Below are 26,811 nucleotides of genomic sequence, written 5' to 3' on the forward strand. Positions count from 1 at the left end.
ACGACCCGCGTCCGGATCTAGGTTGATCCGTATGCATCGCAGCCGAGTCTCCACCTTTCTCATCGACGTACGGCGGGACGAGGTCGGCGCCGCCACGACGTTCTGGTCCGAGGCGCTCGGCGTCCGGACGTCGTCGCCGGAGGGCGAGCCGCAGTTCATCAGCCTGCACAACGCGATCCCCGGGTACGTCGCCGCGATCCAGTCCGTCGACGACGACCCGCGGTACCACCTCGACATCGAGACCGACGACGTCCCCGCCGAGGTCGCGCGACTGACCGGCCTCGGCGCGGTGGAGATCGCCGACTGGCAGGGCTGCCACACGCTCCGGGCCCCGGGCGGCCACCTCTTCTGCGTCATCCCCGTACACAGCGATCCGGAGCACTTCGAGCAGCATGCAACGGTCTGGAACAGCCCTTCGGTTCCGGACTAGGCTGCCAGCAGAATCCGCTGGTCAGCGCCGGATCGCGGACTAGGCTCCGAGGCATGACTGAGCTTGCGACGACGTTCCAGCAGGAAGCGGTAGCGAAGGCATATCAGCATCGGCCCCCGTACCCGGACGAGGTGTTCGACCGCCTCGAAGCCCTGATCACCGACGAACCGCGACGCGTGCTCGATATCGGCGCCGGCGAAGGCGCGATCGCCCGGCCGCTCGCCCCGCGGGTCGAGCACGTCGACGCGATCGACTTCTCCGCGCCGATGGTCGAAGCCGGCCGGGAGCGCCCCGGCGGCGACCGCTCGAACATCACCTGGCAGGTCAACGCGATCGAGACCGCCGACCTCGAAGGCCCGTACGCACTGGTGACGGCCGGCGCGAGCATCCACTGGATGCCATGGGAGGAGACGTTCGCGCGGATCGTCCCGCACCTGACCCCGAACGCCCAGCTCGTCGTCATCGAGCACGGCCCCGTCGAAATGCCGTGGTGGGACGGCGTCGTCGCAGCGATCCAGCTGCACTCGCGCAAGAAGGACCACGACCCGAAGTACAGCGTCGTCGAGGCGATCCGCGATCGCGGCCTGCTCGAGCTCAACGGCACGGTGCTGACGGCGCCCGTCACTTATCACCAGAAGGTGGCGGACTACGTGGAGCAGTTCCACTCGACCTCGAGTCTGGCGCGGGACCTGATGACACCGGAGGAGGCTGCCGACTTCGACGCGAGGGTCGAGGAAGCGGTCCGCCCGTACGCGACGGACGGCGTACTCGCGCTGAAGATCCAGGCCGAGCTCAGCTGGGGCCGGCCGCGAGCTTAGCGGCGCGCGCCTGCAGGTAGCGCTGCTCGGGAAGACTTTGCGTGAGCCGCGCAGCAAGCTCGTACGCCGAGAGCGCGGCGCCCGCATCGCCCGACAGCTCGAGTAGATGGGCGCGAACCGCAGCCAACCGATGGTGGCCCTGCAACGCAGGATCCACGTCGTCGAGCAACGCCAGCCCGGCCGCCGGGCCGTGCACCATTGCGACCGCGACGATCCTGTTCAGAGTCACCATCGGGCCCGGCGCCGTCGACTCGAGGAGTTCGTACAGCATCAGGATCTCGCGCCAGTCCGTGTCCTCGGCCCGCGCCGCCGAGTCGTGGACGGCGGCGATCGCCGCCTGCAACTGGTAGGGACCGACCGGCGCCGTCTGCAGCGTGGACGTGATCAACTCGGTGCCCTCGGCAATCGCCTTGGTATCCCACAACAGCCGGTCCTGCTCCGGCAACGGCACCAAGGCCCCTTCGCCCGTCGTACGTGCGGGCCGGCGGGCGTCCGTCAGCAGCATCAAAGCCAGCAGCCCGGCCACCTCGCCCTCCGCCGGCAGCTGAGCCCGCAGCTGCCGCGTCAACCGGATCGCCTCCGTGCTCAACTCGACCCGGTGCAGCGACGTACCGGACGATGCCGTGTAGCCCTCGTTGAAGATCAGATACAGCACATGCAGTACGGCGGCCAGCCGCTCGGGCTGCTCCGCCGCCGGCGGCATCGCGAACCGCGCGCCCTGGAGCTTCGCCTTCGCCCGGCTGATCCGCTGCCCGATCGTTGCCTCTGGCACCAGAAATGCCCGGGCGATCTCACCGGTGGTCAGTCCGCCGACCGCGCGCAGCGTGAGCGCGACCTGCGACTGCGACGTCAGCGCCGGGTGGCAGCACAGCATCAGCAACGTCAGCGAGTCGTCGACCGACGACGCGGGCTCCGGCTCCGGAGCGACCGCGACCGTCTCCTCCCGCCGCGCTCGCGCCGCCTCGCTCCGCAGTACCTCGATCCGCCGCCGCGACGCGACCGTGACCAGCCAGCCGCGCGGATTCGCCGGAACACCCTCACCCGGCCACTGCAACGACGCAGCCAGCAGAGCCTCCTGTACGGCGTCCTCGCACGAGTCGAAGTCGCCGTACCGCCGGACCAGCGCGGCCAGCACCTGCGGGGCCTGCTCCCGCAGCAGGTCCTCGATCACATGAACGCACCGAGATCGCGGACCGGACGGACCTCCACGACACTGAACGGAGCCTCCGGGATCTGCGCGACGATCTCCACCGCCCGGTCCATCGACTCGCAGTCCAGCAGGTAGAACCCGGCCAGCTGCTCCTTCACCTCGGCGAACGGCCCGTCCGTCGTCAGCGGCTTGCCGTCGCGGACCAGCACCTGCTTGGTCAGCCCCGGGTCGTCCAGCGACTCCGACGCGACCAGCTCCCCGCGGGCCTCGAGCGCCTCGTGCAGGCCGGCGTACCCCGCCATGCCTTCCTTCTTCTGCTCGTCGGACAGCGAATCCCACACTGCCCGCGACTCCGGGTTCCCGTAGATCAGTACCAAGAACTTCATGATCGGCCCTCCCGTTCCAAGGATCACTCTCGGGTATCGATCGGGTCACCGGTTCGCAGCACCCATAGCGGACAACAGGCCGCCGCGTTCTGGTATCAGGGGAAAGTCGGGGCATGCCCCGGCATGGCCGGACGTAAACCTGTCGGGGCGCCCCAGTAGAGTTACGACGGGTATCAGGGTGAGAGAGGGAGGGGTCGCGTGCCGGACTTGGAAGTGTCCGACCGGGTTTGGACGATCCCGAACGCGCTCAGCTTCCTCAGGTTGCTGGGTGTGCCGCTGTTCCTGTGGCTGGTGCTCGGCCCGAAGGAGGACGGCTGGGCGCTGCTGGTGCTGGCGATCTCCGGCTTCACCGACTGGGCCGACGGCCAGATCGCCCGCCGGATGAACCAGACCAGCCGGCTGGGCCAGATGCTCGACCCGGTGGCCGACCGGCTGTACATCTTCGCGACCGTCGTCGGCCTGGCGTTGCGCGACATCATTCCGTGGTGGCTGGCGATCGCCCTGCCGCTGCGGGACGTGCTGCTGACGCTGACCCTGCCGGCCCTGCACCGCCGCGGCTTCAACGCGCTGCCGGTGCACTTCCTCGGCAAGTCCGCCACGTTCTGCCTGCTGTACGCGTTCCCGCTGCTCCTGCTCGGCGACGGCGACTCCACCCTCAACCTGCTCGCCCGAGTGTTCGGCTGGGCGTTCGCGATCTGGGGGACCGGTCTGTACTACTGGGCCGGCGCGCTGTACTTCGCCCAGCTGCGGCACCTCGTCCAGACGGTGAAGCCGATCAAGGACGCGGCCGGGTAGACCCGTGACACAGCAAGCCCCCCAGCAACCGGCGCAGAAGCCCCGGCGCGTCGACGCGTCGATGTCGCTGCTCAACAACCTGATGGCGCACCCGATCGACGAGGGGTACGCCGTCGCCGCCCGGACCCGGCCGAAGGACGGCGCCAAGGCCTTGCGCTCCCGGCACCGGATCATGCTGGTGGCGGCCACGGTCGTGCTCGGCTTCCTGCTCGCGATCGCCGCCTCGCAGAACTACCGCAGCGCGCCGGAGGCCGAGAAGCAGCGCAACGAGCTGATCGACCGGATCAACCAGGCCGACAGCCGGCTGACCGGCCTGCGCAACCACCAGTCCGACCTGGCCGACGAGGTGCGCCGGTTGCAGGCGAGCGGACTGAGCAACGACAGCACCGGCGCCGCGCTGCAGCAGAAGCTCGACGACCTGGAGCTGCAGACCGGGGCGATCTCGGTCACCGGCCCCGGGCTGAAGGCGGTCGTCGACGACGCGAAGGACGCCGACTCCAAGGAGGGCCGGCTGCTCGACGTCGATCTGCAGCAGCTGGTCAACGGCCTGTGGACGTCCGGCGCGGAGGCGGTCTCGGTGAACGGTCACCGGATCACCTCGCTGACCGCGATCCGCGGCGCGGGCAGTGCGATCACGGTCGACTACAGCTCGCTGACCCCGCCGTACACGGTGCTCGCGATCGGGGACACCGCGACCATGCCGGCCCGGTTCGCGCAGAGCTCGGGCGGCCGCTGGGTGCAGTACCTGGTGAGCAACTTCGATGTCCGGATGACGATCACGACGGAGGACTCCTTGCTGGTGCCGGCCGATGCGACCATCGCGTTGCGCTACGCGAAAGTGGGATCGAGATGATCGCCGTACTCGGACTGGTGATCGGTGTCGTGATCGGCCTGCTGGTCGCGCCCGACGTACCGGACTGGGCCCAGCCCTACCTGCCGATCGCGGTCGTGGCCGCGCTCGACGCGGTGTTCGGCGCGCTCCGCGCGTTCCTGGACGGGATCTTCGACGACAAGGTGTTCGTCGTGTCGTTCGTCTCGAACGTGCTGATCGCGGCCCTGATCGTGTACCTGGGCGACCAGCTCGGCGTCGGCTCGCAGCTGTCGACCGGCGTGGTCGTCGTCCTCGGCATCCGCATCTTCACCAACATGGCCGCCATCCGCCGCCACATCTTCCGGGCCTGACATGACCGACGACAAGCCTGACAAGCCCGAGCAGCCGGCCAAGCCTGAGCAGCCGCCGAAGCCCGAGCAGACGCCCAAGCCCGAGCGGACGCCCAAGGTCGAGCAGGCGGCGAAGCCTGCGGTCGAGGCGCCGCAGCCGGCCGCACCGACCCCGATGCCCAAGCCGAAGACGCCCAACCTGGCGCTGCGGCGGCTCAAGGCCGGTTTCAAGCCGTCCCGCGGCCAGGCGATCGTGGCCGTCGTACTGGCGCTGGTCGCCTGCGTGGCCGTCGTCCAGGTGCGGGTGAACCGGGCCGACGACGGCTACCAGAACGCCCGCCGCGAGGACCTGATCGCGATCCTGGACGGCCTCGGCCAGAACACCCGCCGGCTGGAGAGCGAGATCGCCGACCTCGAGGAGCGGAAGAACTCGCTGTCCTCGAGCGCGGACAAGGCCCAGACGGCGCGCGAGCAGGCCGAGGCCCAGGTCCGCACCCTCGGCATCCTGGCCGGTACGCTGCCCGCGACAGGTCCCGGTGTCCGGATCACGCTGAACGACCCGCAGGGCAAGATGACCTCGAGCAACCTGCTGGACGCGATCGAGGAGTTGCGCGACGCCGGGGCGGAAGCGATCCAGATCAACGGGTTGGTCCGGGTCGTCGCCAGCACCGACTTCGTGGACGACCCGCCGGGCATCCTGATCGACGGCCAGAAGGTCATCTCGCCGTACGTGATCGAGGCCATCGGGGAGTCGCACAACCTGGCCGAGGCGGCCAACTTCCCCGGCGGCCTGGTCAGCGAGGTGACCGGTCCGCAGGTGGGCGGAACGGCGGAGGTGAACGAGCTGCCGACGGTCCCGATCACCGCCTTGCACGCGCCGCAGGAGCATCGTTACGCTCGCCCGGCGCCCAGCCCGACCAAGTAGCTGTCCCGTAGCTGTTCTCCTTGAGTGAAAGAGGAACGAAGGTGTACCCCGAAGACCTGAAGTACACGGCCGAGCACGAGTGGCTGAAGGCCGGCAGCGACGGACCGGTGCGGGTCGGCATCACCGACTTCGCGCAGGACCAGCTCGGCGACATCGTGTACGTGCAGCTGCCCGACGTCGGCAGCACGGTGCGGGCCGGCGACGCCTGTGGAGAGCTGGAGTCGACCAAGAGCGTGAGCGACCTGTTCGCCCCGGTGAACGGCACCGTGACCGCGGTGAACGAGGCCCTGGCCGACCAGCCCGACCTGGTGAACAGCGACCCGTACGGCGAGGGCTGGCTGCTCGACATCGAGGTCGAGGACGCGGCCGAGGTCGCCGCGCTGATGGACGCCGATGCCTATCAGGGACAGCTCGACCAGAGCTGATAGGTTTTGGGGCCTCAACCGCCGGTCGAGGGTTGAGGCCCCCTCATCTTGTTCCAGCACGTCACACTGTTCATACGGGGTCTATCGAAAACGTCGCCGGACACCCGGCGATCGGGAGGATCACAGCATGCCGTTCTGCAACCAGTGCGGGCACGAGAACTCCGAGGGCAGCCGGTTCTGCTCGCAGTGCGGAGCGATGCTGCCTGGCGCCGACCGCCCGGCGGCAGCACCGGCGACTCCTCAGCCGACGCCGGGCGTCACCGACACCGCGATGCTGACTCCGATCGGCGTCGAGCCGGAGCCGGAGCAGACCGGTGAACCGCTGTCCGCCGACGACGAGGCCGCCGTCGGCGCGCTGCCGGCCGGATCGGCGCTGCTGATCGTCCAGCGCGGCCCGAACGCGGGCAGCCGGTTCCTGCTCGACGTCGACGTCGTCACCGCGGGCCGCCACCCCGACAGCGACATCTTCCTCGACGACGTCACCGTGTCCCGCCGGCACGCGGAGTTCCGCCGCGACCCGTACGGCGTGAAGGTCCGCGACGTCGGCAGCCTCAACGGCACCTACGTCAACCGCGACCGGATCGACGAGGTCCAGCTGAACAACGGCGACGAGGTTCAGATCGGCAAGTACCGGCTGGTGTACTACGCCAGTGGCCAGGCCTGATCCGAGCGCCGCTGATTCCACGGCCGGAGGGCCGGCGGACGGTCGCGGCATCGGTCAGGTGCTGCAGCTGCTGCAGGCCGAGTTCGCCGACGTCACGATCTCGAAGATCCGGTTCCTCGAGGCCGAGGGGCTGGTGACGCCTGCCCGGACGGCGTCGGGGTACCGCAAGTTCAGTGCCGCCGACGTCGAGCGGTTGCGGTACGTGCTGACCGCGCAACGCGACCAGTACCTGCCGCTGAAGGTGATCAAGGAACATCTCGGCGCGATCGACCGCGGCCTGCGTCCGGCCGCCGCGGGTCCACCGGTCGCGCCGAGTTCGTTGCCGCAGACTCCCGGTCAGCCGGTGGCGGAGGATTTCGGTGCCTCGGGCACCGAGCTGCGGCTGACCCGTGGCGAGCTGCAGGCCGCTGCCGGCGTCTCGGCCGAGTTGCTTGGGGAGTTGGAGAGCCACGGCCTGGTGGTGGCCAGCGGCAACCACTATCCGGGCGACGCGATCGTGATCGCCCAGGTTGCCGCGGAACTGGCCGGGTACGGGCTCGAGCCGCGGCACCTGCGCGCGTTCCGGACGGCGGCCGATCGGGAGGTCGGCCTGATCGAGCAGGTCACCGGCCCGCGCCGTACCGACCAGACCGCGGAGCTGGCCGCCCTGACCGTTCGGTTGCATACCGCACTGGTCCGTTCTCGCCTGCCGCGTCCGTAGCCAACCCACGGGGCACCTCAGGGCTTCCCTGCGGAGTAGGCTGAAGGTGTGCGCGAAGTCGACGTGGTCGGAGTCCGGGTTGAGATGCCCTCGAGTCAGCCGATCGTGCTGCTGAAAGAGGTCGGCGGAGAGCGGTACCTGCCGATCTGGATCGGGGCCGCCGAGGCCAGTGCGATCGCGTTCGCCCAGCAGGGCATGGAGCCGCCCAGGCCGCTGACCCACGACCTGTTCGCCGAGACCATCCGGGTGCTCGGGCACACGCTCAGCCAGGTCCGGATCGTGAACCTGAACGACGGGGTGTTCGAGGCGATCCTGGTCTTCGACGACAAGACCGAGATCTCCGCGCGGCCGTCGGACTCGATCGCGCTTGCGCTGCGGACCGGTACGCCGGTGTTCTGCGCCGAGGAGATCCTGGCCGAGGCCGGGATCCCGGTCCCGGAGAGTGAGACGGCCGACGACGAGGTGGTGGAGGAAGAGGAGGTCGAGCGGTTCCGCGAGTTCCTCGACCAGGTGACTCCGGAGGACTTCGACAAGAGTTAGCCACCCGTCGATTTGCCCCGGGTGGTACAAGAGCGGCTTGGTAACGATTCGTACGGCGGTCGCGACACGCTCCCGGCTCGGTGCGGTTGTCGTTGACCCGGTTGGGGCGGCAGCTTACCGTGAAGGAGTCGTGGGGTGCTGTCACTCCACGGAGATGGCTCGTTCCAGTCGGTATCCAGGGAGGCTCAGGCGTGACACGCACCGGCGACACGGATCTGACGGCGCAGTCGACGTCCGACGCGCACGCCAAGGCTGTGGCAGAGGCTACGGCCACCGCCGGCGTCCAGGGTCTGCTGTTCGACGACGACCTGCGGCCGATGCCGGAGGATGTCGGGTTCCGCGGCCCGACGGCCTGCGCCGCGGCCGGGATCACCTACCGGCAGCTCGACTACTGGGCGCGGACCGGTCTGGTCTCGCCGTCGGTCAGGCCGGCGACCGGCTCCGGGACGCAACGGTTGTACGGTTTCCGTGACGTTCTGTTGCTGAAGGTGATCAAGCGGCTGCTCGACGCCGGGATCTCGCTGCAGCAGATCCGGACCGCGATCGCGCACCTGAGCAAGCGCGGCTTCGACGACCTGACCCAGATCACGCTGATGAGCGACGGCGCCTCGGTCTACATGTGCTCCTCGCCCGACGAGGTGATCGACCTGCTGGCCGGCGGCCAGGGCGTGTTCGGTATCGCGCTCGGCGGCGTCTGGCGCGAGGTCGAAGGCTCGCTGTCCGAGCTGCCCACCGAGCGTGCCGACGGTCACGACGACGGCGAGTCCGACGGCCACGCCGGCGACGAGCTCGCCGCCCGCCGCCGCGCCCGGATGACGGGCTGACATAGTTCTGTCCTGTGCGCCCACTCACTGCTGACTCGCTCCGCGGTGTGTGGGCGACTTTGTTGCTGCCCCTCAACCCGGACGACTCGATCGACTTCGCCCGGCTCGAGTCCCAGGTCGCCGTACTGGCGTCGTCCGAGGTGGATGGCCTGTACGCCCACGGGACGGCGGGGGAGTTCCAGACGCTGACCGAGGACGAGTTCGACCGGATCAACTCGTTGCTCGTGGCCGCGGGTAAACCGTTCCAGCTCGGCGCCAGCCACCCGTCGGCCCAGGTGCAGCTGTCGCGGGTCGAGCGAGCGGCGAAGCTGGCGCCTGGAGCGATTCAGGTGATCGTCCCGGACTGGCTCCCGTTGAACGACCGTGAGTTGCTGACCTTCTTCCGGCGGGCGGCCGAGGTGGCAGGGGACGTGCCGCTCGTGTTCTACAACCCACCGCACGCGAAGACCGCCGTCGGGCCGCGGCAGCTGTGTGAGCTGGCGCAGGCGGTGCCGAGTCTGATCGGGTTGAAGACCGCGGGTGGGGACAGGGTCTGGTTCGACGAGGCTCTGGAGTCGGGGCTGGCGATCTTCGTGCCTGGACACTTCCTGGCGAGTATGTCGTTACTCGGTGCACACGGCAGCTACTCGAACGTCGCTGCGCTGTCACCCGACGGCGCCGTACGGACCGCTCACGATCTGGACGTCGAACGCCGGATCGCCGAGTTCTTCGCGGCGCACGTCGCGCCGCTGCAGAAGCTCGGCCTGTCGAACCCGGCGCTCGACAAGTTCCTTGCCGCGGTCGGCGACTGGGCCGACGTCGGCACCCGGGTCCGCTGGCCGATGCAGTCGGCGACCGCGCGGCAGGTCGAGGCGGCCAGGCCCGCCGCCCGGAGACTCCTGCCCGAACTGTTCGCAGAATCCTGGTAACCTCGGGACTGCCGTACACAGCACTCGGGAGAGACCCGTGTCATCGGGCGCCGAAGGGGCAATTCCTCCCCGGAACCTCTCAGGCCCATGGACCGAGTGCCACAGGCGACTCTGGAGCGCGCTCGCGTGACAGAGGGGGAGGCGACCGGAAGCATTGTCAGCAACGGAGCCTCTGATGACCGAACTGTCCGCAATCTTCGCCGACCGCCACATCGGGCCACGCCCGGACGAGGTCGCGCGCATGGTGCAGCTGCTCGGGTACGCCGACGTCGACGCACTGGTCGATGCCGCCGTACCGGACTCGATCCGCTCGGCCGAGCCGCTCCGGCTGCCTGAGCCGGCCTCCGAGGTCGACGCGCTGACCGAGCTCCGCCAGCTCGCGGCCCGCAACAACGTCGCGACCTCGATGATCGGCCAGGGGTACTACGGCACGTTCACACCGTCGGTCATCGTCCGACGACTGGTCGAGAACCCGGCCTGGTACACCGCCTACACGCCGTACCAGCCCGAGATCTCCCAGGGCCGCCTCGAGGCGCTGCTGAACTTCCAGACCGTCGTCTCCGACCTGACCGGCCTGCCGACCGCGAACGCGTCGCTGCTCGACGAGGGCACCGCGGCCGCTGAGGCGATGACGCTGGCCCACCGCTCCAACAAGAAGAGCAAGTCGGACCGCTTCCTGGTAGACGCCGACTGCTTCGCCCAGACCGTCGCCGTCGTGCAGACCCGCGCCGAGGCGCTCGGCATCGAGGTCGTCGTCGCCGACACCAGCGAGGGCCTGCCGGAGGGTGACTTCTTCGGTCTCCTTGTGCAGTACCCGGGCTCCAACGGCGCCGTCCGCGATCTCAAGCCGCTGATCGAGACGGCGCACGAGCGCGACACGTTGGTTGCCGTCGCCTCCGATCTGCTCGCGCTGACGGTGCTCGACGCACCGGGTGAGGCCGGCGCCGACATCGTCATCGGTTCCTCGCAGCGCTTCGGCGTACCGCTGTTCTACGGCGGCCCGCACGCCGGCTTCATGTCCGTGCGGTCCGGCCTCGAGCGGTCGTTGCCCGGTCGCCTCGTCGGCGTATCGGTCGACGCCGACGGCGCCCCGGCGTACCGGCTGGCGCTGCAGACGCGTGAGCAGCACATCCGTCGCGAGAAGGCGACCTCGAACATCTGTACGGCGCAGGTCCTCCTGGCCGTCGTCGCCTCGATGTACGCCGTGTACCACGGGCCGGACGGTCTTCGCGCGATCGCCGAGCGGGTGCATTCGTATGCCGGGAAGCTCGCCGCGTCGCTGCGAGCGGGCGAGGTCGAGGTCGTGCACGACGACTTCTTCGACACCGTGCTCGCCCGCGTGCCGGGTCAGGCCGCCGACGTGGTCGACGCCGCCCGGCAGAACGGGATCTGGCTGCGGCTCGTCGACGCGGACCACGTCGGCATCTCCTGCGACGAGAAGACCGATGTCGCCACGCTGACGCGGGTCTGCCAGTCCTTCGGGGTGCAGTACGACGACACGCTGGGCGCCGCGGCGATCGCCGTACCGCGGACGACGGAGTACCTGACGCACCCGGTGTTCAACACGCACCGGTCCGAGACGGCGATGCTGCGGTACCTGCGCAAGCTGTCCGACAAGGACTACGCGCTCGACCGCGGGATGATCCCGCTCGGCTCGTGCACGATGAAGCTGAACGCGACGACCGAGATGGAGCCGGTCACCTGGCCGGAGTTCGCGGACCTGCACCCGTTCGCGCCGGTCGAGGACGCGGCCGGATACCTGAAGCTGATCGGTCAGCTCGAGCGCTGGCTCGCCGAGGTCACCGGCTACGCGAAGGTCTCGATCCAGCCGAACGCGGGTTCGCAGGGTGAGCTCGCCGGTCTGCTCGCGATCCGCGGCTACCACCGGGCCCAGGGTTCTGCGGAGCGCAACGTCTGCCTCATCCCGGCGTCGGCGCACGGCACCAACGCCGCCTCCGCGGTGATGGCCGGTATGAAGGTTGTCGTTGTCAAGGGCAACGACGACGGCACGATCGACCTGGACGACCTGCGGGCCAAGGCCTCCGAGCACGCGTCGAAGCTGGCGGCCATCATGATCACGTACCCGTCGACGCACGGTGTGTACGAGGAGAGCGTCCGCGAGGTCTGCTCGATCGTCCACGAGCACGGCGGCCAGGTGTACGTCGACGGCGCGAACCTGAACGCGCTGCTGGGGCTGGCCAAGCCGGGTGAGTTCGGCGGCGACGTCAGCCACCTGAACCTGCACAAGACGTTCTGCATCCCGCACGGCGGCGGCGGTCCGGGTGTCGGGCCGGTCGGCGTCGCGGCCCACCTTGCGCCGTACCTGCCGAACCACCCGCTGCTCGACCAGGCCGGTCCCGAGTCCGGCGTCGGGCCGATCAGCGCGGCGCCGTTCGGATCCGCGGGCGTGCTGGCGATCTCGTGGGCCTACATCCGGATGATGGGCGCGTCCGGGCTGACCGACGCGACCAAGACCGCCGTACTGAGCGCGAACTACGTGGCGAAGCGGCTCGAGGGCGCGTTCCCGGTGCTGTACACGGGTGAGAACGGGCTGGTCGCGCACGAGTGCATCCTGGATCTGCGGCCGATGACGAAGGAGACCGGGATCTCGGTCGACGACGTCGCGAAGCGGCTGATCGACTACGGCTTCCACGCGCCGACGATGTCGTTCCCGGTCGCGGGCACGCTGATGGTCGAGCCGACCGAGTCCGAGGACCTGGACGAACTGGACCGCTTCTGCGACGCGATGATCGCGATCCGGCACGAGATCGACCGGGTCGCGGCAGGCGAGTGGCCGGCCGCGGACAACCCGCTGGTGAACGCCCCGCACACCGCCGAATCCGTCATCAACGACAAGTGGGAACACGCCTACACCCGCGAAGAGGCCGCCTTCCCCCGCTCGGTGGACCGCGCCTCCAAGTACTGGCCCCCCGTCCGCCGAATCGACGGCGCCTACGGCGACCGCAACCTAATCTGCTCCTGCCCCGCCCCCGAAGCCTTCGAGTAGAAGACGAAGAGCAAGAGAAAGATAGGTTTGGCGTGGTGGCCGGCTCCGGCGACCGATCGACGGGTCGGACCAGGTCCGATCGGGGCACGGGGTCTGCACCGACGGGTCGTACTCGTGCTGAGGCAGGCCTGAACTGACCGCCCCGGACCAGCTTTCCGGAACATAGCTGCCAGCGAGCGCCAACTTCTTTCCGGAAAGCGACACCTCGGCCCACCGCCGACTTCGGTCTCGCAGATGTTCCACCCGATCAAGCTGTTCGCGGTGGAGCGTCTGAGGGATCTGCAGTTCGACAGGAGGTCTCACATCGTCGGCTGGGTTTCCGGTTCGGCTGTACGACGCGCACAGCCGAACGCCTGCATGATCCACAGCCCCGCCGAGTCGTGGCGAACGGTTCCGACCCCGAACGCCGAGCCGCCGCCTGCGTCGACGCGGGCTGTGGGCTGTCCACCGGGGTGGTTACGTGGACATTAGGATGTCAGGGCGTTGTGGACCTGTTGGTGTGGAGGCGTTGGGTGAGTTCTGTGCGTCCTGATACTGCTGCTGCGTTGGTTGCTGAGGTTGCTACGGCTCAGGGGGAGTCGCGGGTGCCTTCGGTTGTAGCGGGGGTGGTTCGGGGCGGGGAGTTGGTGTGGACGGGGACGCGCGGGCGGTTCGCGACGGCTGATGGTGGGCTGCCGGGTGTAGAGGTGCAGTACCGGGTCGGCTCGATCACCAAGACGTTGACGGCGATCCTGGTGATGCAGTGCCGGGATGACGGGCTGCTGTCGCTGAATGATGCTGTGGGCAAGCATCTGCCGGGGATCGCGTTCGGGGACCGGACGATCCGGCACCTGCTCGCGCACAGCGGTGGGATGAACGCGGAGCCCGAAGGCCCTTGGTGGGAACGGAATCCGGGGGTCACCTTCGACGAGCTGACCGCGGCGATGGACGACTCGCAGGCCGTCGGCCCAGCGGATCGCCGGCACCACTACTCGAACCTCGGGTACGGCCTGCTCGGCGAGATCGTCGCGCGCCTCCGCGGCCTTCCGTGGATCGAGCTCGTCCAAACCCGGATCCTGAACGCCCTCGAGATGCGCCGTACGACGTACTTCCCGGAGGCCCCGGCGGCCGAGGGGTTCTCGGTGCACCCATTCAGCGGGCAGCTCGTCCCGGAGCCGGCGTACGACTCCGGCGCGATGGCCCCGGCCGGGCAGCTGTGGAGCACGATCGAGGACCTGGCCCGGTACGCGTCGTTCTGGATCGACCCGGTCCACGAGATCCTGAGCCGCGACACGGTCGAGGAGATGGCGGCGCCGGTCGCCTCGGATCCGCGCGAAGGCCTGACCGCGTCGTACGGCCTGGGGCTGCGGTTGATCGCCGACGACCCGCATCTGCTGATCGGCCACACCGGCTCGATGCCCGGCTTCCTCGCGGGCCTGTTCGTCGACCGCGTACGCCGGATCGGCGCGGTCACGCTCGGCAACGCGACGTACGGGCGGGTCGCCTCACTCGCGCCCGACCTGCTCCGCATCCTCACAACCTACGAGCCGCCGCTCACCCAGGAGTGGGTCCCCGAGCCAAACCTTGCCCAGGGCACCGACCTCCTCGGCCAGTGGTACTGGGGCAACACGCCGCTCACCATCTCCGTCTCCGCCGGCATCCTCCAACTCACCGGCGGCCTCACGACCCGCCTCTCCCCCCTGGAACCCGACCTCTACCTGGGCCGAGACGGCTACCTAGCAGGCGAAAAACTCCACGTCATCCGCACCGGCAACACCATCTCCCACCTCAACATCGCCACCTTCATCCTGACGAGAACGCCCTACGGCGACTGATGCCGATCAGCCGGGTTTACCATTTGCTATACCTAAGCCAGAGCGATGCACGAGTTTGTGCGGACAATTGACGCACTGCCCGAGGCGCGGTCCGGATCTTGTTTGCGTTCGATCCGTGGCGATCGAGCATCCTGCTGGTCGCCGGGGATGAGGCCGGTCGGTGGAAGGCTTGGTACAACGAGGCGATCCCGCTCGCGGAGCACCGTTACGAGATCTACGTGAAGGAACGACAGGCTGACGAGGAGGGCGAGCGATGAGCGGCTACGTGAGTTGGCGGGACATCCGTGATCAGGAGGTCGCACGTGCCGGGGGTGAGGAGAGCGTCGCGGCAGGCAAGCAGGAACTCCTTGCGGAGGTGCAGGGACACCGCTTGGCGGAGATCCGGCGCGCTCGTGGCTTGACCCAGACCCAGGTCGCCGAGCGGATGGGAGTGACCAAGGGTCGGGTCTCCCAGATCGAGAAGGGCAAGATCTCGGGCCAGGAAGTCCTCCTGCGCTATGCGGCCGCGCTTGGCGGTCGCCTGCACCAGGCGATCTATTTCGACGATGGCGACATAGCCGCGATCGCCTGAGCGCCGAAAACCCCTACGGCGGTTAGGCTGTGAGGCGTTGCATGGAGTAGATCAGGGGTAGATCGCCCGGCTGTTAACCGGGAGGGCGCAGGTTCGAGTCCTGCCTCCATGTCTTTGGATGACTAGGGAAATGGGGTCCTATGTCAGAGGAAGCGCGGGCGGAAGCCTCGGCCGGGTATGCGATGGGGCGGCTGGAGATGGCTCTCGAGCGTGCCCTGACCTCTGACGATCTGGACGTACGGCGACGTGCGGCGGCGCGGGTCGATGCCTGGCGCAACGTTCTCGACGGGATGGCGTCGGGGCGGCTCACGATCGGATCGCGGACCCCGGTGGCGGACACGCCGGCCTGGGTCACGCTCGAGGTGGCGCACGGCGGGTTCGCGACCGGGCGGTACGTCGCGGAGGCGCCGCTGCGCGAAGACGAGCTGGCCCGATTGCCGGAGGACGCGCCGGGGGAGACCGACAGGGAGCGACTCAACCTGTGGTTCCTCAGCGATGAAGGGCTCGCGGAGCTCAGCCAGGCCCTGCGGACCGGCAACTACCGCGTCGACGTCCCGGAGGAGTCGGCGCTGCTGGTCGTCGCCTGGTTGCTCGAGCGAGAGCAGTACGCCGCCGCGCTCGATCTCACGTCAGAACTGCGTCCGCTGATGCATCGGTTCCGGTTCACTCCGACGTTCAGCCCGTCCTCGGCCCCGGCCGGCTCGGTCGTGCGGCTGCAACCCGTCGGCGAGGTCCGCAGTATGTTGCGCCAGGCAACGGTACGCCCCCGGATCGCCGCCATGCTGGAGACTTTGCGGGTCTGGAACCCGCTGTACGACCGGCTCGTCGCGATGTGGTGCGACACGGTCGACGACGAACTGCCCGAGCTGACCGCCGACGGCACGGTCGTCGGAGGTTGGCCCTGCCGGGTCTGGCCGGACGACTGGGTGGAACGGCGATCTCAATGGCTGGACGAGTTTCGCGCCGCCGCCGAGGTCCATCGGCCGCGACATCCGAAGAGCAACTTCGCCCGGTTGCAGGCGGCGCTAGAGCGTTGCCCGTCCGACAGTTCAGCGCTGACCGGTCGTGAGGTCGGTTGGATCCGACGCGCGCTGGCCAACACGATCCAGGCCCACGGCGCGCCCGGCTCGGAGGCGCGTGCGGCCTTGCGTACGACGCAGAACGCGGTCGCCGCGCGGCCTACGTACGCGACTTTGGCGCACCTGCTGAGCTGCCGGCTGGATCGGTTCCCGGATGACGGCGGGCTGCCGACGCTCGACGCGATCGACGGTGAGGTGACAGCGGACGAGGTCCCGGCGGCGGCCGGCTCAGCCATTCCGGCGCATCTGCTTGCGAAGGCAGCACGGGCACTCGAGGCCCCGATCGGTGAGTTGGTGGATCGCGGCGTCATCAGCTCGGGCGAGGTGCTCGCGCAGGTGCTGCCGCAGATCACGTCCCAGCTGCTCGCCGCCAACATCGAGGACCCGACGCTGGCCGCCGCCTACGCCCAGACGTACGCCGCCTTCCGTCGCCGCCGGAGCCTGCTGCTGCTCAACCTGGAGCACCAGGTGCGCTTCGAGGAGCTGCCCTGGGTTGATGCCGTGGCGCCGTACCGCGATCGGCGCGCGCAGGCGACCCGGGCCGCCGCGCAGTCGCTGCGTGAGACGGCGGTCATCGCACTGACGGCGTTCCCGCAGACGATCCTGCCGAACCCGCTCGTGCGTGAGCTGGGCGCGCTGGCCTCGCAGGCCGACCTGAAGCTGCCCCTGGTCGAGGAGGTAGCGGCTGACATCTTCATGGGGACGTTCACCGAGAAGTGGCGCGCGGCGGCTGCCATGGCGAGCCGAGTGCTGTCAGGGACGCTGTACGCGCAGTACTACGCCCTGCCCGCCGCCTGGCCGGCTCTGGAGCAGCGCCGCTACAAGCGCTGGGGCAAGGCGACCGCAGACGACTTCGCAGAGGTGTGCAGTCGGCGCGCTCTCGAGGCACAGACCGGCAACGGTGGGTACGTCGCCAAGAACGGTACTGTCCTGGAGCAGAGCCAGATCCTGACCACGCACAACCTGGCAGTGCTGGTCGACGCATTGCAGCTCACGGACTGGCTGCGGGAGGTCGCCCCTGACCTGGCTGACCGCGCATTCGCCTGGGCGGTGCAGCGCCAGACCCAGCCGCCGACGGCGTGGATCACCGAGCTGCAGGGGATCAAGAACACGGCGTACGCGTGGCGGCAGGCGATCTTCTACCTGAGCTTCTGCGACCAGTCCGCGCAGCGCGACGTGCTGACGAGGCTGGGGGAGCGGTCCGGCGCACTAGGACCACGGATCGCGCCGGCTGTCGCAGGGCTGCGGCAGGTGGCCGCAGGGGACCGCTTCAACTCGGAAGGCCGGACTGCCCGCGGTGGGCGTCGGCTGCTGGGTTGGAGCGTCGGACCGCACTGGTTGGCGCGGCACGGACTGTCAAGGCATGACCTTCACCAGTACTAGTCGCTCCGCTGGGCCTCGCACTGACAGCTCAGCCACCGGACCGATGCCACGAACGTAGTACTTGTTGTCCACCACATCCGGCTCGAGCGCTGTGGTCTCCACGGTGCGCAAGGCGTTCCGGAACGTGCGGTACGGGACGGTTACCGTCGCGTGGCGTTCGACGGCCCAGAACACGTCCTCGGCCTCACCGGCGTACCACTCCTGACGGAACTTGCGTCCGAGCTGAGGGCGGGCCTGCATGAACACGCCGGCCTGTGCCCCGTCCACTCCGGCGTGGAACGAGCCCTCGGTGCTCACCACTCTGCCGTGGCTGTCCAGTTCGGCGGTGTCCTCGCCGAAGTACCAGACGTTGCCGCAACGGTCCTGCGCGTAGTAGTCGCTGGTGCGCTCCGCCAGCACTCTGTCCAGATAGAGACGGTCCTCGACCACGCGGGTGAGTACTCCGGCGACCAGTTTGGTCCTCGGGGTGATGACGACCACGTCGAGTGCCTTCTTGCCGTCCTTGACGCCGGTGGAAACCAGCGTGCGCCGCGGTTTCAGCGGGAACCACGGGTTGGTCACGTCGGCGGTGTGCCGCGACCGCTCGAACTTCGGGTGATATCGGCTGCCGGGCCCGAAGACCGGCAACTGACAGGCCGCATGTGCCTCGGCCGGCGCCGGAACCATCGCTGCGACCGAGACGCCGACGGTCGCAAGCAGTACAGCGGGCTTGAACATGATGCTCCCTTCGTCGCCCTTCAGCCTGCGACCGGACTGCTGAACCAGGCCTGAACCGTGAGGATGTTCACGTCACGGGTAGTCGGGTTGACACGATGGGTACGGCGGGCAAAAGTTAGGGCTGCCTTAGTAAGGGTTGCCTTACTCGACAACTTCCCGGGAGATCTGGATGTCGCAGCCCGCGCGTCTGACCGCGCTGCCAACACCCGTCCGCGATCCGTTCACCGACCGCTGGCCGCTGGCCTCGACGGTCGCGGATCGGGAACGTGGACCGTTGCCGCACGGTTCGCCGGGAGCGGTACTGCGCCGGGCCGCCGAGGTGCTGGGTGAGCCGCGGATCCCGTCGACCGGGGTGGGGGAGTCGGCCGCGCTGGACCTGATCGCGGGACTGCTGGACCAGGACGGCATCGACCTGAGTCACCCGCATGCGGCGGCACACTTGCAGCCGCCGGTGCTCCAGGTCGCGGTCGACGCGGACGCGCTGGCCTCGGCCTCGAACGCGTCGATGGACACGTACGACTCCGGTCCGGCCACGCTCGCGATCGAGCAGTGGGTCGTGAAGGCGCTGGCCGGTCTCGCCGGGTTCGGCCCGGAGGCGGACGGCGTACTCACGCCCGGCGGTTCGATCTCGAACCTGCTCGCGGTCCTGATCGCCCGTGACAGCGCGGCCGCCGCGGCCGGACTCGACGTACGGCGGAACGGCCTGCAGGGGCTGGAGCGGCCGGTCGTGTTCTGTTCCGAGCTGGCGCACTTCTCGGTCCAGCGAGCCTGCGCCGCCCTCGGGCTCGGTGAGTCGGCCGCGATCACGATTCCGTCCGATGAGAACTTCCGCCTGCGCACCGACGTACTCGCCGAGGAGCTGGCGAAGCCTGGCCGTACGCCGGTCGCAGTGGTCGCGACGGCCGGTACGACGGACTTCGGCTCGATCGACCCGATCGCTGAGGTCGCCGCGCTGGCCCGGGCGTACGGGGTGTGGATGCACGTGGATGCGGCGTACGGGTTCGGGGCGCTGTTCTCTGAGCGACTGGCCCCGCTGCTCGCCGACCTGCCGCTGGCGGACTCGGTCACACTGGACCTGCACAAGATCGGCTGGCAGCCGGCCGCGACCAGCGTGCTGCTTGTCGCCGACCGGACCCGGTTCTCGGCGTTCGACCGGTCGGTGGACTACCTGAACCCGGCCGACGACATCGACTCCGGGCTGGACGGGCTGCTCGGGCGCAGCCTGCAGACCACCCGCCGTCCGGATGCGGTCAAGGTTGCCACCACGCTGACGGCGTACGGGCGGTCCGGACTGGGCACAATGCTCGACACCTGTCACGAACTCGCGCACGCCGCCGCGGCCCGGGTCGTTGCCGACAGCAACCTTGAGTTGCTGGCGCCGGTGACCCTGACCACGGTGTTGTTCCGGGTCGCCGGGCAGGGGCTGGAGGCATCCGCTGCGGACGCCCTCCAGGGCGAGGTCCGGCGCCGGTTGCTGACGTCCGGGCGGGTGCTGATCGGCCGGACCAAGCTGCCGGCCCGCGGCGGCCGCCCGGCAACGGTCGCGTTGAAGTTGACGCTGCTGAACCCGAACGCCACCGCGACGGACATCGAGGACCTGCTCGACCAGGTCGTGGCCACCGGCCTCGACGTCCTGACCGGTGAAGGAGCAGCGTGAGTACTGCGGTTGCAGCGCACCTGAACGCGATCCTGCGGTGCTACACCCGGGAGTCGTCCGTGCCGGTGGCGGTCGGACCGTTGTCGTTCTCGGTGGGCTCGTCGACGGTCACGGCGCGGGTTTCGCATGCGTCGCGGACGGGGTTGCACCAGTTCGACGACGTGCTGGTGGACGGCGTACCGGCTGTTCCTGAGGAGCTGGTGCGGGTGCTGTCGGCGGACGCCGATCCGGCAGAGATCGACGACCTGGCTGCGCGTACGGCGGAGTCGGTGCGGAACGTCGACCTGTTCGTGTCCGGGGCTGACGGGGAGCGCGGGCCGGGGCGCTTCCTGGAGTTCGAGCAGGCGTTGCTGTTCGGGCATCTGAACCACCCCGCGCCGAAGAGCCGGGACGGACTGAGCGGTGCCGAGCTGGCGGCGTACTCGCCGGAGCTCGGTGGCCGTTTCGCAGTGCACTGGTTCGAGGCCGACGCCGAGCTGGTGTCGTCGGACCAGGTGGCTGGCGCGCCCTCGCTGCAGGGACTGGACGCTGTGCAGCTGATGGGCGCGCTGGCCGGTATCACCCCGTCGTCGGGCCGAGTGCTGATCCCGGCCCACCCGTGGCAGGCCGCGGCCGTTGCGGCGCGGCCGCGGGTGGCGTCACTGATCGCCTCTGGTCGGGTCAAGGCGCTGGGGCCGCAGGGTGCGCAGTGGTACCCGACGTCCTCTCTGCGCACGGTCTTTCACCCCGATCTGCCGGTCATGCTCAAGCTGTCGCTCGGGCTGCGGATCACCAACTCGCGGCGTGAGTCGACGCCGACCGAGCTGCGTCGCGGGCTGGAGATCAACCGCCTGCTCGACGCGGCGTACAACGCGGGTACGGCGACCGCGCACCCGCGCTTCAGCATCGTCAGGGACCCGGCCTGGGTTGCTCTTGACGAGGGTGGACCGACATTGACTGGTATTGACGTGGCTGTACGAGAAGTGCCGACAGACGTCAACAGTTATGCATGTTTGGCGGGTCTCGTCGCGCCTCGTCCGGGCGGGCTCAGCCGGTTGAGTGTGTACGCCGCGGACGATCCGGCCGGCTGGGTGGCGGAGTACATCGACAACGTGCTGGTTCCGATGCTGCACCTGTACGCCGAGACCGGCATCGGACTCGAGGCGCATCAGCAGAACACGCTGGTACGGCTGGACGGGTCCGGGCGGATCAAGGGCGGTGCCTATCGCGACAACCAGGGCTATTACCTCGCATCGTCGTACCTGCGCGGTCTGTTGGCGGTCACCGGACTGCGTGACTCGACCCTGGCGGTCGTGGACGATCCGATTGTCGACGACCGGTTGACCTACTACCTGCTACACAACCAGGCGCTGGCTGTTGTGGGCTGTCTGGCGGCGGACGGGATCGCTGACGAGGCTGCGCTGCTTGAAGTGGTGCGTGAGCGGCTCACCCTCGCACTGCCGTTGCTGGCGGCTGCTGGACCCTCTGGTGACCGGCTGGCGCGGCGCTGGCTGGAGGCGGACACGCTGCCCTGCAAGGCGAACATGCTGACCCGCCTGCGCGGCATCGACGAGGTGGTGGCCCCACTGGACGCGCAGTCGGTCTACCTCGACGTACCGAACCCGCTGCGGCTCCGGTGAGGTGCGTCATCCGACCGATGCTCCACCTGGACCATGGCTTCGACCTGCGACCGGCCGACCCTTCCGACGCGGCCCGGATCGCACTGTGGATGGCGCAGCCGCACATCCAGCAGTGGTGGCACCAGGACTGGTCGGTCGAGCGCTGGGCCCAGGAGATTACTCGGCAGACCTCGGGGGAGCACTCGATCCCCTGCGTCGCGGCTGTCGACGCGGAGGACTTCGGGTACGTCGAGCTGTACCGCGTGCGGCACGACCACTTGGCGGAGTACTACGCGAGTGACGAGCACGACTGGGGTCTCCACCTCGCCATCGGCGACCTCACCCGTGTCGGGCGCGGACTCGGCCGGGGACTGATCCGGGCGGTCGCTGACGCGTTGCTGCGGGCCGATCCGTCGTGCTCGCGTGTTGTGGCCGAGCCCGACGTACGGAACACCCCGTCCGTACGCGCGTTCGCCGCCGCCGGCTTTGCCCAGCAAGGGGAGCTGCAGCTGCCCGAGAAGACCGCAGTACTGATGATCCGCTCGCGGACCCAGGAGGAATGACATGTACGACGTGATCGCAATCGGCTGCGGGCCGTTCAACCTGGGACTCGCCGCACTGGCGTCTGAGGTGGACGACGTCTCGCTTGCTGTGCTGGACAGCAGGCCGGAGTTCACTTGGCACCGCGGGCTGATGTTCGACGACGCGATGCTGCAGGTGTCGTTCCTGGCCGACCTGGTGTCGTTGGTCGAGCCGGCGCACCACCTGTCGTTCCTGTCGTTCCTACGGGCGACTGATCGGCTCTACCAGTTCTACGTGCGGGAGAAGTTCCATCCGACCCGGCGCGAGTACGAGACCTACCTGCGGTGGTGTGCGGCGCAGCTGGACTCACTGCACTTCGGCCACCACGTGCGGTCGGCTGTCTGGAACGGCTCCTTCTTTGAGCTTGCTGTGGAGCGCGGCTCGTCTGTTGAGACCTTTGAGGCTCGGCATCTGGTGGTTGGCGTCGGCACTGAGCCGTTCGTGCCTGCTGCGCTGGCTGGGCTGCCTCCGGAGCGGTTCCTGCACTCAGGGGACTACCTCTTCCGCCGTGACGATTTGCTGCGCGCCGGCCACGTGACTGTCGTCGGCTCGGGTCAGTCCGGCGCCGAGTGCACACTCGACCTTCTGCGAGCCTCAGGCCCTGCCGTCTCCTGGCTGACCCGCACCGCCGCCTTCACCCCACTGGACTACTCCAAACTCGTTCTGGAGATGACCACCCCGTCGTACGTCGACTACTTCCACGCACTGGACGAGTCCGTCCGCGACAAGCTGGTCAAAGACCAGTGGCGCCACTACAAGGGCATCTCCTCGGAAACCCTCGAAGCCATCCACGACGAGCTCTACGCCCGCGACCTGATCGCTGCGCCAGCTGAGCTCCAGGTAGGTGTAGGCGTCCAGTCCGCAGCCGTCGGCCCCGACGGTGTCGAACTGACCATGCTGCACACCGACACGGGCCGCACCTTCCAGCACACAACAGACGTAGTCATAGCCGCCACCGGCTACCGCAACAGACCCCTGCCCTTCATGGACTCCCTACAACCCCTCCTCGACCACGACGCCTCCGGCCGCTGGATCCTCAACCGCAACCACAGCGCCTCCTCAGCCACCCTCCCCGACCGAATCTTCGTAGCCAACGCCGACCTCCACTCCCACGGCGTAGCCGCCCCCGACCTAGGCCTAGGCGCCATCCGCAACGCCACGATCCTCAACACGATCACCACCCGCGAAGTCTTCCGCCTCCCAAAGACCACCGCCTTCACCAAGTTCGCGATCCCCGGATGAACGACCTCTGGACGGCCTGCTCTTCTCAACTACTGGCGAAGCTGATCTCCCAGTTCTCCACCGAAGGCCTCCTAGAACCAACCCCAACCCCGGCCCCGGCCCCATCCCCGGCCCCATCCCCGGCCTCGGCTCCGACCCCGGCCTCGGCTCCGACCCCGGCTCCGACCCCGGCCTCGGCCCCGGCCCCATCCCCGGCCCCATCCCCGGCCTCGGCTCCGACCCCGGCCTCGGCTCCGACCCCGGCCTCGGCTCCGACCCCGGCCTCGGCTCCGACCCCGGCCTCGGCTCCGACCCCGGCTCCGACCCCGGCCTCGGCTCCGACCCCGGCCTCGGCTCCGACCTCGACCCCGACCTCGGCTCCGACCTCGGCCTCGGCTCCGGCTCCGGCCTCAGCCTCAACGGCGTCGCCTTGCCCCGCTCCTGCTTCTCCGGCCGCGGCGGACCCGCCCCCCGCCTTGTCCGGGCCGGTTGGATACCAACTGGAGTTCGGAGCTATCGCCTACAACTTCTCCGCGACCCGCGGCGGCTTCGGCAGCTGGCGGGTCGATCCGGCCTCGATCCGCCGTACCACGGCCGGCATCCTCGGCAACGACGAGAGTGAACCCGCGACCGACCCCATCCAGTTCTTCGTCGAGGCTGCCGACGTACTGCGCCTGGACGGATCGACGGTGGCCGGGTACGTCGCCGAGCTGACGAGCACGCTGGCCGCCGACGTACGCATGGCCGCGTCCGCCGTACCTGCGGCCGACCTGCTCGACCTCCACCACAGCCGCCTCGAAGGGCACTTGACCGGGCATCCGCTTCTCGTCGCCAACAAGGGCCGGCTGGGCTTCTCCGCCGCCGACAGCGAGCGCTACGCCCCCGAAGCCCGCACCCCACTCCACCTGACCTGGCTAGCCGTACGACGAGGCCTCGCCGAGTTCCGCGGTACCCCGGACCTCTCCGAACACGCCGTCATCGCCCGCGAACTCGACGCCCCCGTAGTACAGACCTTCCGCGCCCAACTCGACGACCCCGACTCGTACGTCTGGCTCCCATGCCACCCCTGGCAACTCGACCATGTCATCCGCACCCAATGGGCCCGGGAACTGGCCACCGGCGAGATCGTCGTCCTGGGGCAGAGCCCAGACGAGTACCTCCCCACACAGTCCATCCGCACCATGGTCAACATCACCAACCCGACCCGCTACCAGGTCAAGCTCCCCCTGAAAATCCTCAACACCTCTGTCTATCGAGGCATCCCCACCCACTGCACCCTTGCCGCCCCCATGCTCACCCAATGGCTCCGCGGCCTCTGGTCCCGAGACGACCTCTTCCAACAACTAGGCACCGAACTCCTAGGCGAGGTCGCCTCCGTAAACGTCCCGCACCCAGAACTCTCAATCCACCCCACCACCCCGTACCAATGGACCGAAACCCTAGGCACCATCTGGCGAGACCCCATCGACCCCCGCCTCCACGAAGCCGAGTCCGTCTGGCCTTTGGCCGCAGTCCTCCACCCTGGGTTCACCTCCGCCGCCATAACCCGCTCGGGCGTCGAACCACAGGCCTGGCTCAGCGCACTCCTAGGCACCCTGCTGCGACCGCTCCTCCATCTCCTCCACGAATACGGGATCACGGTCAACCCCCACGGCGAGAACCTCGCCATAATCTGCGACCCGAACGGCGTCCCTGCCCGCCTGGTCATCAAAGACCTCGTCGACGACATCAACATCTCCACCGACCCCATCGTTGCCCGCGGCCCCGAACCCGACTCCCACGCCCGAGTCCTTCCCCGCAAGCCCTGGCACATCCTCCGCCAGTACGTCGTAGACGCCCTCCTCCTCGGTGTCCTGAACCCCCTAGCCGCCCAGAACCACATCCCCGAACACCTGTTCTGGTCCCTGGCCCGCGCCGAAATAGACCTCTACGCCACAACCCACCCAGAACACACCACCCGCCTGGCCGCCACCGCCCTAACCGGCGAAACCTTCGCCCGCTACCCCCTCAACGGCTACCGCCTAACCCTCGGCTACGCAGACCTCGACACCCGCCCTCCAATTCCCACCACAGGCACAATCCCCAACCCCCTCCACACCGCACAACTCGCATGGCTGCGCAACTTTCGACGTTTTTCGTGACCCACTGGGCTTGAGGCTCGTTGTGCGTACGGCGCGATCCGCCTAGCGCCAAATGTCGGGCCAGATCTGTCGAGCGATCGGCATGAGGGCTAGTGTTCGTCTCCGACCGGACACTCTATGGCCGGCTGCGAACTAATGGGGCACGAGATTGGCGTGGCGGCCAATGCTCGCAGTGCGAGATGGAGCGGGTATGGCTTCTGGCCAATGGCGGACGGTGGATCAACTGACTGGACCGCAAGCAGTTCTTGCAGGACTGGGGAGGTGAGCACGTGGCTCGATCGCTGCGTCTCGGTCAACATGGCATCCATCGAAGAGGACGCCGCCTTGGCAGGAGTCAGCCTGGCTGAGTTGGAGCGGCACGTTCGGCTGCATCTCCCTTCTGTTTCGGTTCAATTGATCGTGGCGCAACGACTTCATGAGGCCTACAGAGCCGTGCGTCGGATCGCGAGTGAGCGCGCAGTCGCGATCCACACAGAACATCAGGATGCGGCGGTCCATGGCGGGACGGAACTGCTTCAATCAGCTGATTACATCTGCCGACGGGACCTATGGCTCGAGACAAATTCACGTCCACGGGTGCCGCTGAGGTTCGACGATGTCGACCCGGATCTCGGCGAGCATTACCAAGGGAGCCTCCACTACCTCCTGACGCCGCGAGCGGACACAACACATCACTTCGGCTTTTACCTTGCCGATGCCAAGTGGCCGATCGCTTATATCGCGGTGTCGCCCTGTGACCGGCCCTACATGGCGCAAGGCTTGGCTGCGCACGGGTTCGGCATCGAGGACGCAGTCGTCCTGACACGGATGCATGGACTGCCGGGGCTGCCGCCCAACGCGATGAGTCTTATGACGAAGCACGTGATCCGGGCTCTGCGGCGTCGTGGCAAAGCGCGCGTCCTGCTGACGGCCTACAACCCCTTGCTTGGCTTCTGCGGCGCCGTCTACCGCGCCTCCGGATTCGTCCCGTACACCACCGCGCCGGTTGCCTACGGCTACGACAAGTCCGGCCGCTACACAACCCGACGGGCCGGGACCGGTGTACGGCTCTCGAAGTTAAACACGCCGCCGAATATCCTGATGGCACGCGGCCTGGATCCGTACGCCCAGGTAGCCCTATCCGCGCCCAAGGTAATAGGGCGGATCCCCGATCACGAGTATTGGGCGGATGTCCCGGCAGTGAGCGGTCTCAAGCCATGGGAATGTCGGCCGAAAGTTCAAACGACTGCATTGTCCGACCATTGTTATGACAATGTGTCCGTGACCGCGGTTTCTCCCTGAGTGCTCACTGGGTAAATCCTCCATGACAGGTATG

General features: G+C 68.5%; 25 protein-coding genes, 1 tRNA gene, 1 pseudogene and 1 riboswitch. Of the genes and pseudogenes, 24 read left to right on the top strand and 3 right to left on the bottom strand.

The annotated features are described in order from the left end of the window. Nucleotides 1-31 precede the first annotated feature (31 nt). Nucleotides 32-430, top strand: a complete 399-nt coding sequence (locus ABT313_RS36325; RefSeq protein ID WP_350863414.1) for a VOC family protein — start codon at nucleotides 32-34, stop codon at nucleotides 428-430. Nucleotides 431-483: 53 nt separating this feature from the next. Continuing rightward, nucleotides 484-1,248, top strand: a complete 765-nt coding sequence (locus tag ABT313_RS36330; protein ID WP_350863417.1) for a class I SAM-dependent methyltransferase — start codon at nucleotides 484-486, stop codon at nucleotides 1,246-1,248. Here ABT313_RS36330 and ABT313_RS36335 read toward each other — a convergent pair. Continuing rightward, complete coding sequence (locus ABT313_RS36335) at nucleotides 1,223-2,419, bottom strand: RNA polymerase sigma factor (RefSeq protein WP_350863420.1); 1,197 nt, start codon at nucleotides 2,417-2,419, stop codon at nucleotides 1,223-1,225. The two genes, ABT313_RS36330 and ABT313_RS36335, sit on opposite strands and share 26 nt — an antisense overlap. Continuing rightward, nucleotides 2,416-2,784 carry a YciI family protein gene (locus tag ABT313_RS36340; protein WP_350863423.1) on the bottom strand — a complete coding sequence of 123 codons (369 nt, stop codon included), beginning with the start codon at nucleotides 2,782-2,784 and terminating at the stop codon, nucleotides 2,416-2,418. Before ABT313_RS36340 ends, ABT313_RS36335 begins: the two co-directional genes overlap by 4 nt. A 198-nt stretch (nucleotides 2,785-2,982) precedes the next feature. Here ABT313_RS36340 and clsA point away from each other — a divergent pair, with 198 nt between their 5' ends. The 16 genes and pseudogenes from clsA (at nucleotide 2,983) to ABT313_RS36420 (ending at nucleotide 17,580) form a co-directional block, all read left to right on the top strand. Then, entirely contained in the window at nucleotides 2,983-3,579 is a 597-nt protein-coding gene (clsA, locus tag ABT313_RS36345; RefSeq protein ID WP_350863426.1) for a cardiolipin synthase ClsA, read from the top strand. A gap of 4 nt (nucleotides 3,580-3,583) precedes the next feature. Beyond that, entirely contained in the window at nucleotides 3,584-4,432 is an 849-nt protein-coding gene (locus tag ABT313_RS36350; protein ID WP_350863429.1) for a DUF881 domain-containing protein, read from the top strand. Beyond that, the gene (locus tag ABT313_RS36355) at nucleotides 4,429-4,761 is read left to right on the top strand and encodes a small basic family protein (RefSeq protein WP_012920789.1); all 333 of its coding nucleotides are present in this window, start codon (nucleotides 4,429-4,431) and stop codon (nucleotides 4,759-4,761) included. Before ABT313_RS36350 ends, ABT313_RS36355 begins: the two co-directional genes overlap by 4 nt. 1 nt (nucleotide 4,762) lies before the next feature. Continuing rightward, on the top strand, nucleotides 4,763-5,665 hold the full coding sequence (locus tag ABT313_RS36360) for a DUF881 domain-containing protein (RefSeq protein WP_350863434.1): 903 nt from the start codon (nucleotides 4,763-4,765) through the stop codon (nucleotides 5,663-5,665). Between the two features lie 41 nt (nucleotides 5,666-5,706). After that, nucleotides 5,707-6,090, top strand: a complete 384-nt coding sequence (gene gcvH / locus ABT313_RS36365; RefSeq protein WP_130450574.1) for a glycine cleavage system protein GcvH — start codon at nucleotides 5,707-5,709, stop codon at nucleotides 6,088-6,090. Between the two features lie 127 nt (nucleotides 6,091-6,217). Next, a complete protein-coding gene (locus tag ABT313_RS36370) occupies nucleotides 6,218-6,754 on the top strand; it encodes a zinc-ribbon and FHA domain-containing protein (RefSeq protein ID WP_350863437.1) in 537 nt (178 codons plus the stop codon). Then, nucleotides 6,741-7,454: a transcriptional regulator FtsR gene (gene ftsR / locus ABT313_RS36375; protein WP_350863440.1), complete on the top strand. Its 714-nt coding sequence runs from the start codon at nucleotides 6,741-6,743 to the stop codon at nucleotides 7,452-7,454. The genes ABT313_RS36370 and ftsR overlap by 14 nt, the downstream gene beginning before the upstream one ends. Nucleotides 7,455-7,502: 48 nt before the next feature. Continuing rightward, nucleotides 7,503-7,994 carry a bifunctional nuclease family protein gene (locus ABT313_RS36380; RefSeq protein ID WP_350863442.1) on the top strand — a complete coding sequence of 164 codons (492 nt, stop codon included), beginning with the start codon at nucleotides 7,503-7,505 and terminating at the stop codon, nucleotides 7,992-7,994. A 317-nt stretch (nucleotides 7,995-8,311) separates the two neighbouring features. Then, on the top strand, nucleotides 8,312-8,818 hold the full coding sequence (locus ABT313_RS36385) for a MerR family transcriptional regulator (RefSeq protein ID WP_350863819.1): 507 nt from the start codon (nucleotides 8,312-8,314) through the stop codon (nucleotides 8,816-8,818). A gap of 14 nt (nucleotides 8,819-8,832) precedes the next feature. Further along, nucleotides 8,833-9,726, top strand: a complete 894-nt coding sequence (locus tag ABT313_RS36390) for a dihydrodipicolinate synthase family protein (protein WP_350863445.1) — start codon at nucleotides 8,833-8,835, stop codon at nucleotides 9,724-9,726. Between the two features lie 15 nt (nucleotides 9,727-9,741). After that, nucleotides 9,742-9,831, top strand: a riboswitch (glycine riboswitch). Nucleotides 9,832-9,901: 70 nt separating this feature from the next. Continuing rightward, nucleotides 9,902-12,733 carry an aminomethyl-transferring glycine dehydrogenase gene (gcvP, locus tag ABT313_RS36395; RefSeq protein ID WP_350863448.1) on the top strand — a complete coding sequence of 944 codons (2,832 nt, stop codon included), beginning with the start codon at nucleotides 9,902-9,904 and terminating at the stop codon, nucleotides 12,731-12,733. A 521-nt stretch (nucleotides 12,734-13,254) separates the two neighbouring features. Then, nucleotides 13,255-14,547 carry a serine hydrolase domain-containing protein gene (locus ABT313_RS36400; protein ID WP_350863822.1) on the top strand — a complete coding sequence of 431 codons (1,293 nt, stop codon included), beginning with the start codon at nucleotides 13,255-13,257 and terminating at the stop codon, nucleotides 14,545-14,547. A gap of 89 nt (nucleotides 14,548-14,636) precedes the next feature. Continuing rightward, nucleotides 14,637-14,804, top strand: a pseudogene (locus tag ABT313_RS36405) (hypothetical protein); the annotation flags it as partial. Further along, the gene (locus ABT313_RS36410) at nucleotides 14,801-15,118 is read left to right on the top strand and encodes a helix-turn-helix domain-containing protein (RefSeq protein WP_350863451.1); all 318 of its coding nucleotides are present in this window, start codon (nucleotides 14,801-14,803) and stop codon (nucleotides 15,116-15,118) included. The pseudogene ABT313_RS36405 and the gene ABT313_RS36410, both read left to right, overlap by 4 nt. Before the next feature lie 40 nt (nucleotides 15,119-15,158). Then, a tRNA-Asn gene (locus tag ABT313_RS36415) sits at nucleotides 15,159-15,230 on the top strand. Nucleotides 15,231-15,258: 28 nt separating this feature from the next. Then, nucleotides 15,259-17,580: a hypothetical protein gene (locus ABT313_RS36420; protein ID WP_350863454.1), complete on the top strand. Its 2,322-nt coding sequence runs from the start codon at nucleotides 15,259-15,261 to the stop codon at nucleotides 17,578-17,580. On the opposite strand, the gene ABT313_RS36425 is transcribed toward ABT313_RS36420, so the two are convergent. Beyond that, a complete protein-coding gene (locus tag ABT313_RS36425; RefSeq protein ID WP_350863457.1) occupies nucleotides 17,554-18,297 on the bottom strand; it encodes a hypothetical protein in 744 nt (247 codons plus the stop codon). The two genes, ABT313_RS36420 and ABT313_RS36425, sit on opposite strands and share 27 nt — an antisense overlap. A gap of 169 nt (nucleotides 18,298-18,466) precedes the next feature. Here ABT313_RS36425 and ABT313_RS36430 point away from each other — a divergent pair, with 169 nt between their 5' ends. The 6 genes from ABT313_RS36430 to ABT313_RS36455 all read left to right on the top strand — a co-directional run bounded on the left by ABT313_RS36430 (nucleotide 18,467) and on the right by ABT313_RS36455 (nucleotide 26,777). Then, on the top strand, nucleotides 18,467-19,954 hold the full coding sequence (locus ABT313_RS36430) for a pyridoxal phosphate-dependent decarboxylase family protein (RefSeq protein ID WP_350863460.1): 1,488 nt from the start codon (nucleotides 18,467-18,469) through the stop codon (nucleotides 19,952-19,954). Beyond that, entirely contained in the window at nucleotides 19,951-21,573 is a 1,623-nt protein-coding gene (locus ABT313_RS36435) for an IucA/IucC family protein (RefSeq protein ID WP_350863463.1), read from the top strand. Before ABT313_RS36430 ends, ABT313_RS36435 begins: the two co-directional genes overlap by 4 nt. A gap of 17 nt (nucleotides 21,574-21,590) precedes the next feature. Next, nucleotides 21,591-22,115, top strand: a complete 525-nt coding sequence (locus ABT313_RS36440) for a GNAT family N-acetyltransferase (RefSeq protein WP_350863465.1) — start codon at nucleotides 21,591-21,593, stop codon at nucleotides 22,113-22,115. 1 nt (nucleotide 22,116) lies between these two features. Further along, complete coding sequence (locus ABT313_RS36445) at nucleotides 22,117-23,376, top strand: lysine N(6)-hydroxylase/L-ornithine N(5)-oxygenase family protein (protein WP_350863468.1); 1,260 nt, start codon at nucleotides 22,117-22,119, stop codon at nucleotides 23,374-23,376. A gap of 455 nt (nucleotides 23,377-23,831) precedes the next feature. Beyond that, on the top strand, nucleotides 23,832-25,496 hold the full coding sequence (locus ABT313_RS36450; RefSeq protein WP_350863471.1) for an IucA/IucC family protein: 1,665 nt from the start codon (nucleotides 23,832-23,834) through the stop codon (nucleotides 25,494-25,496). A 261-nt stretch (nucleotides 25,497-25,757) separates the two neighbouring features. After that, a complete protein-coding gene (locus tag ABT313_RS36455; RefSeq protein WP_350863473.1) occupies nucleotides 25,758-26,777 on the top strand; it encodes a Mom family adenine methylcarbamoylation protein in 1,020 nt (339 codons plus the stop codon). The last annotated feature ends 34 nt before the right edge of the window (nucleotides 26,778-26,811 follow it).

It is taken from the genome of Kribbella sp. NPDC000426 (genome assembly GCF_040300265.1).
Taxonomy (GTDB): domain Bacteria; phylum Actinomycetota; class Actinomycetes; order Propionibacteriales; family Kribbellaceae; genus Kribbella.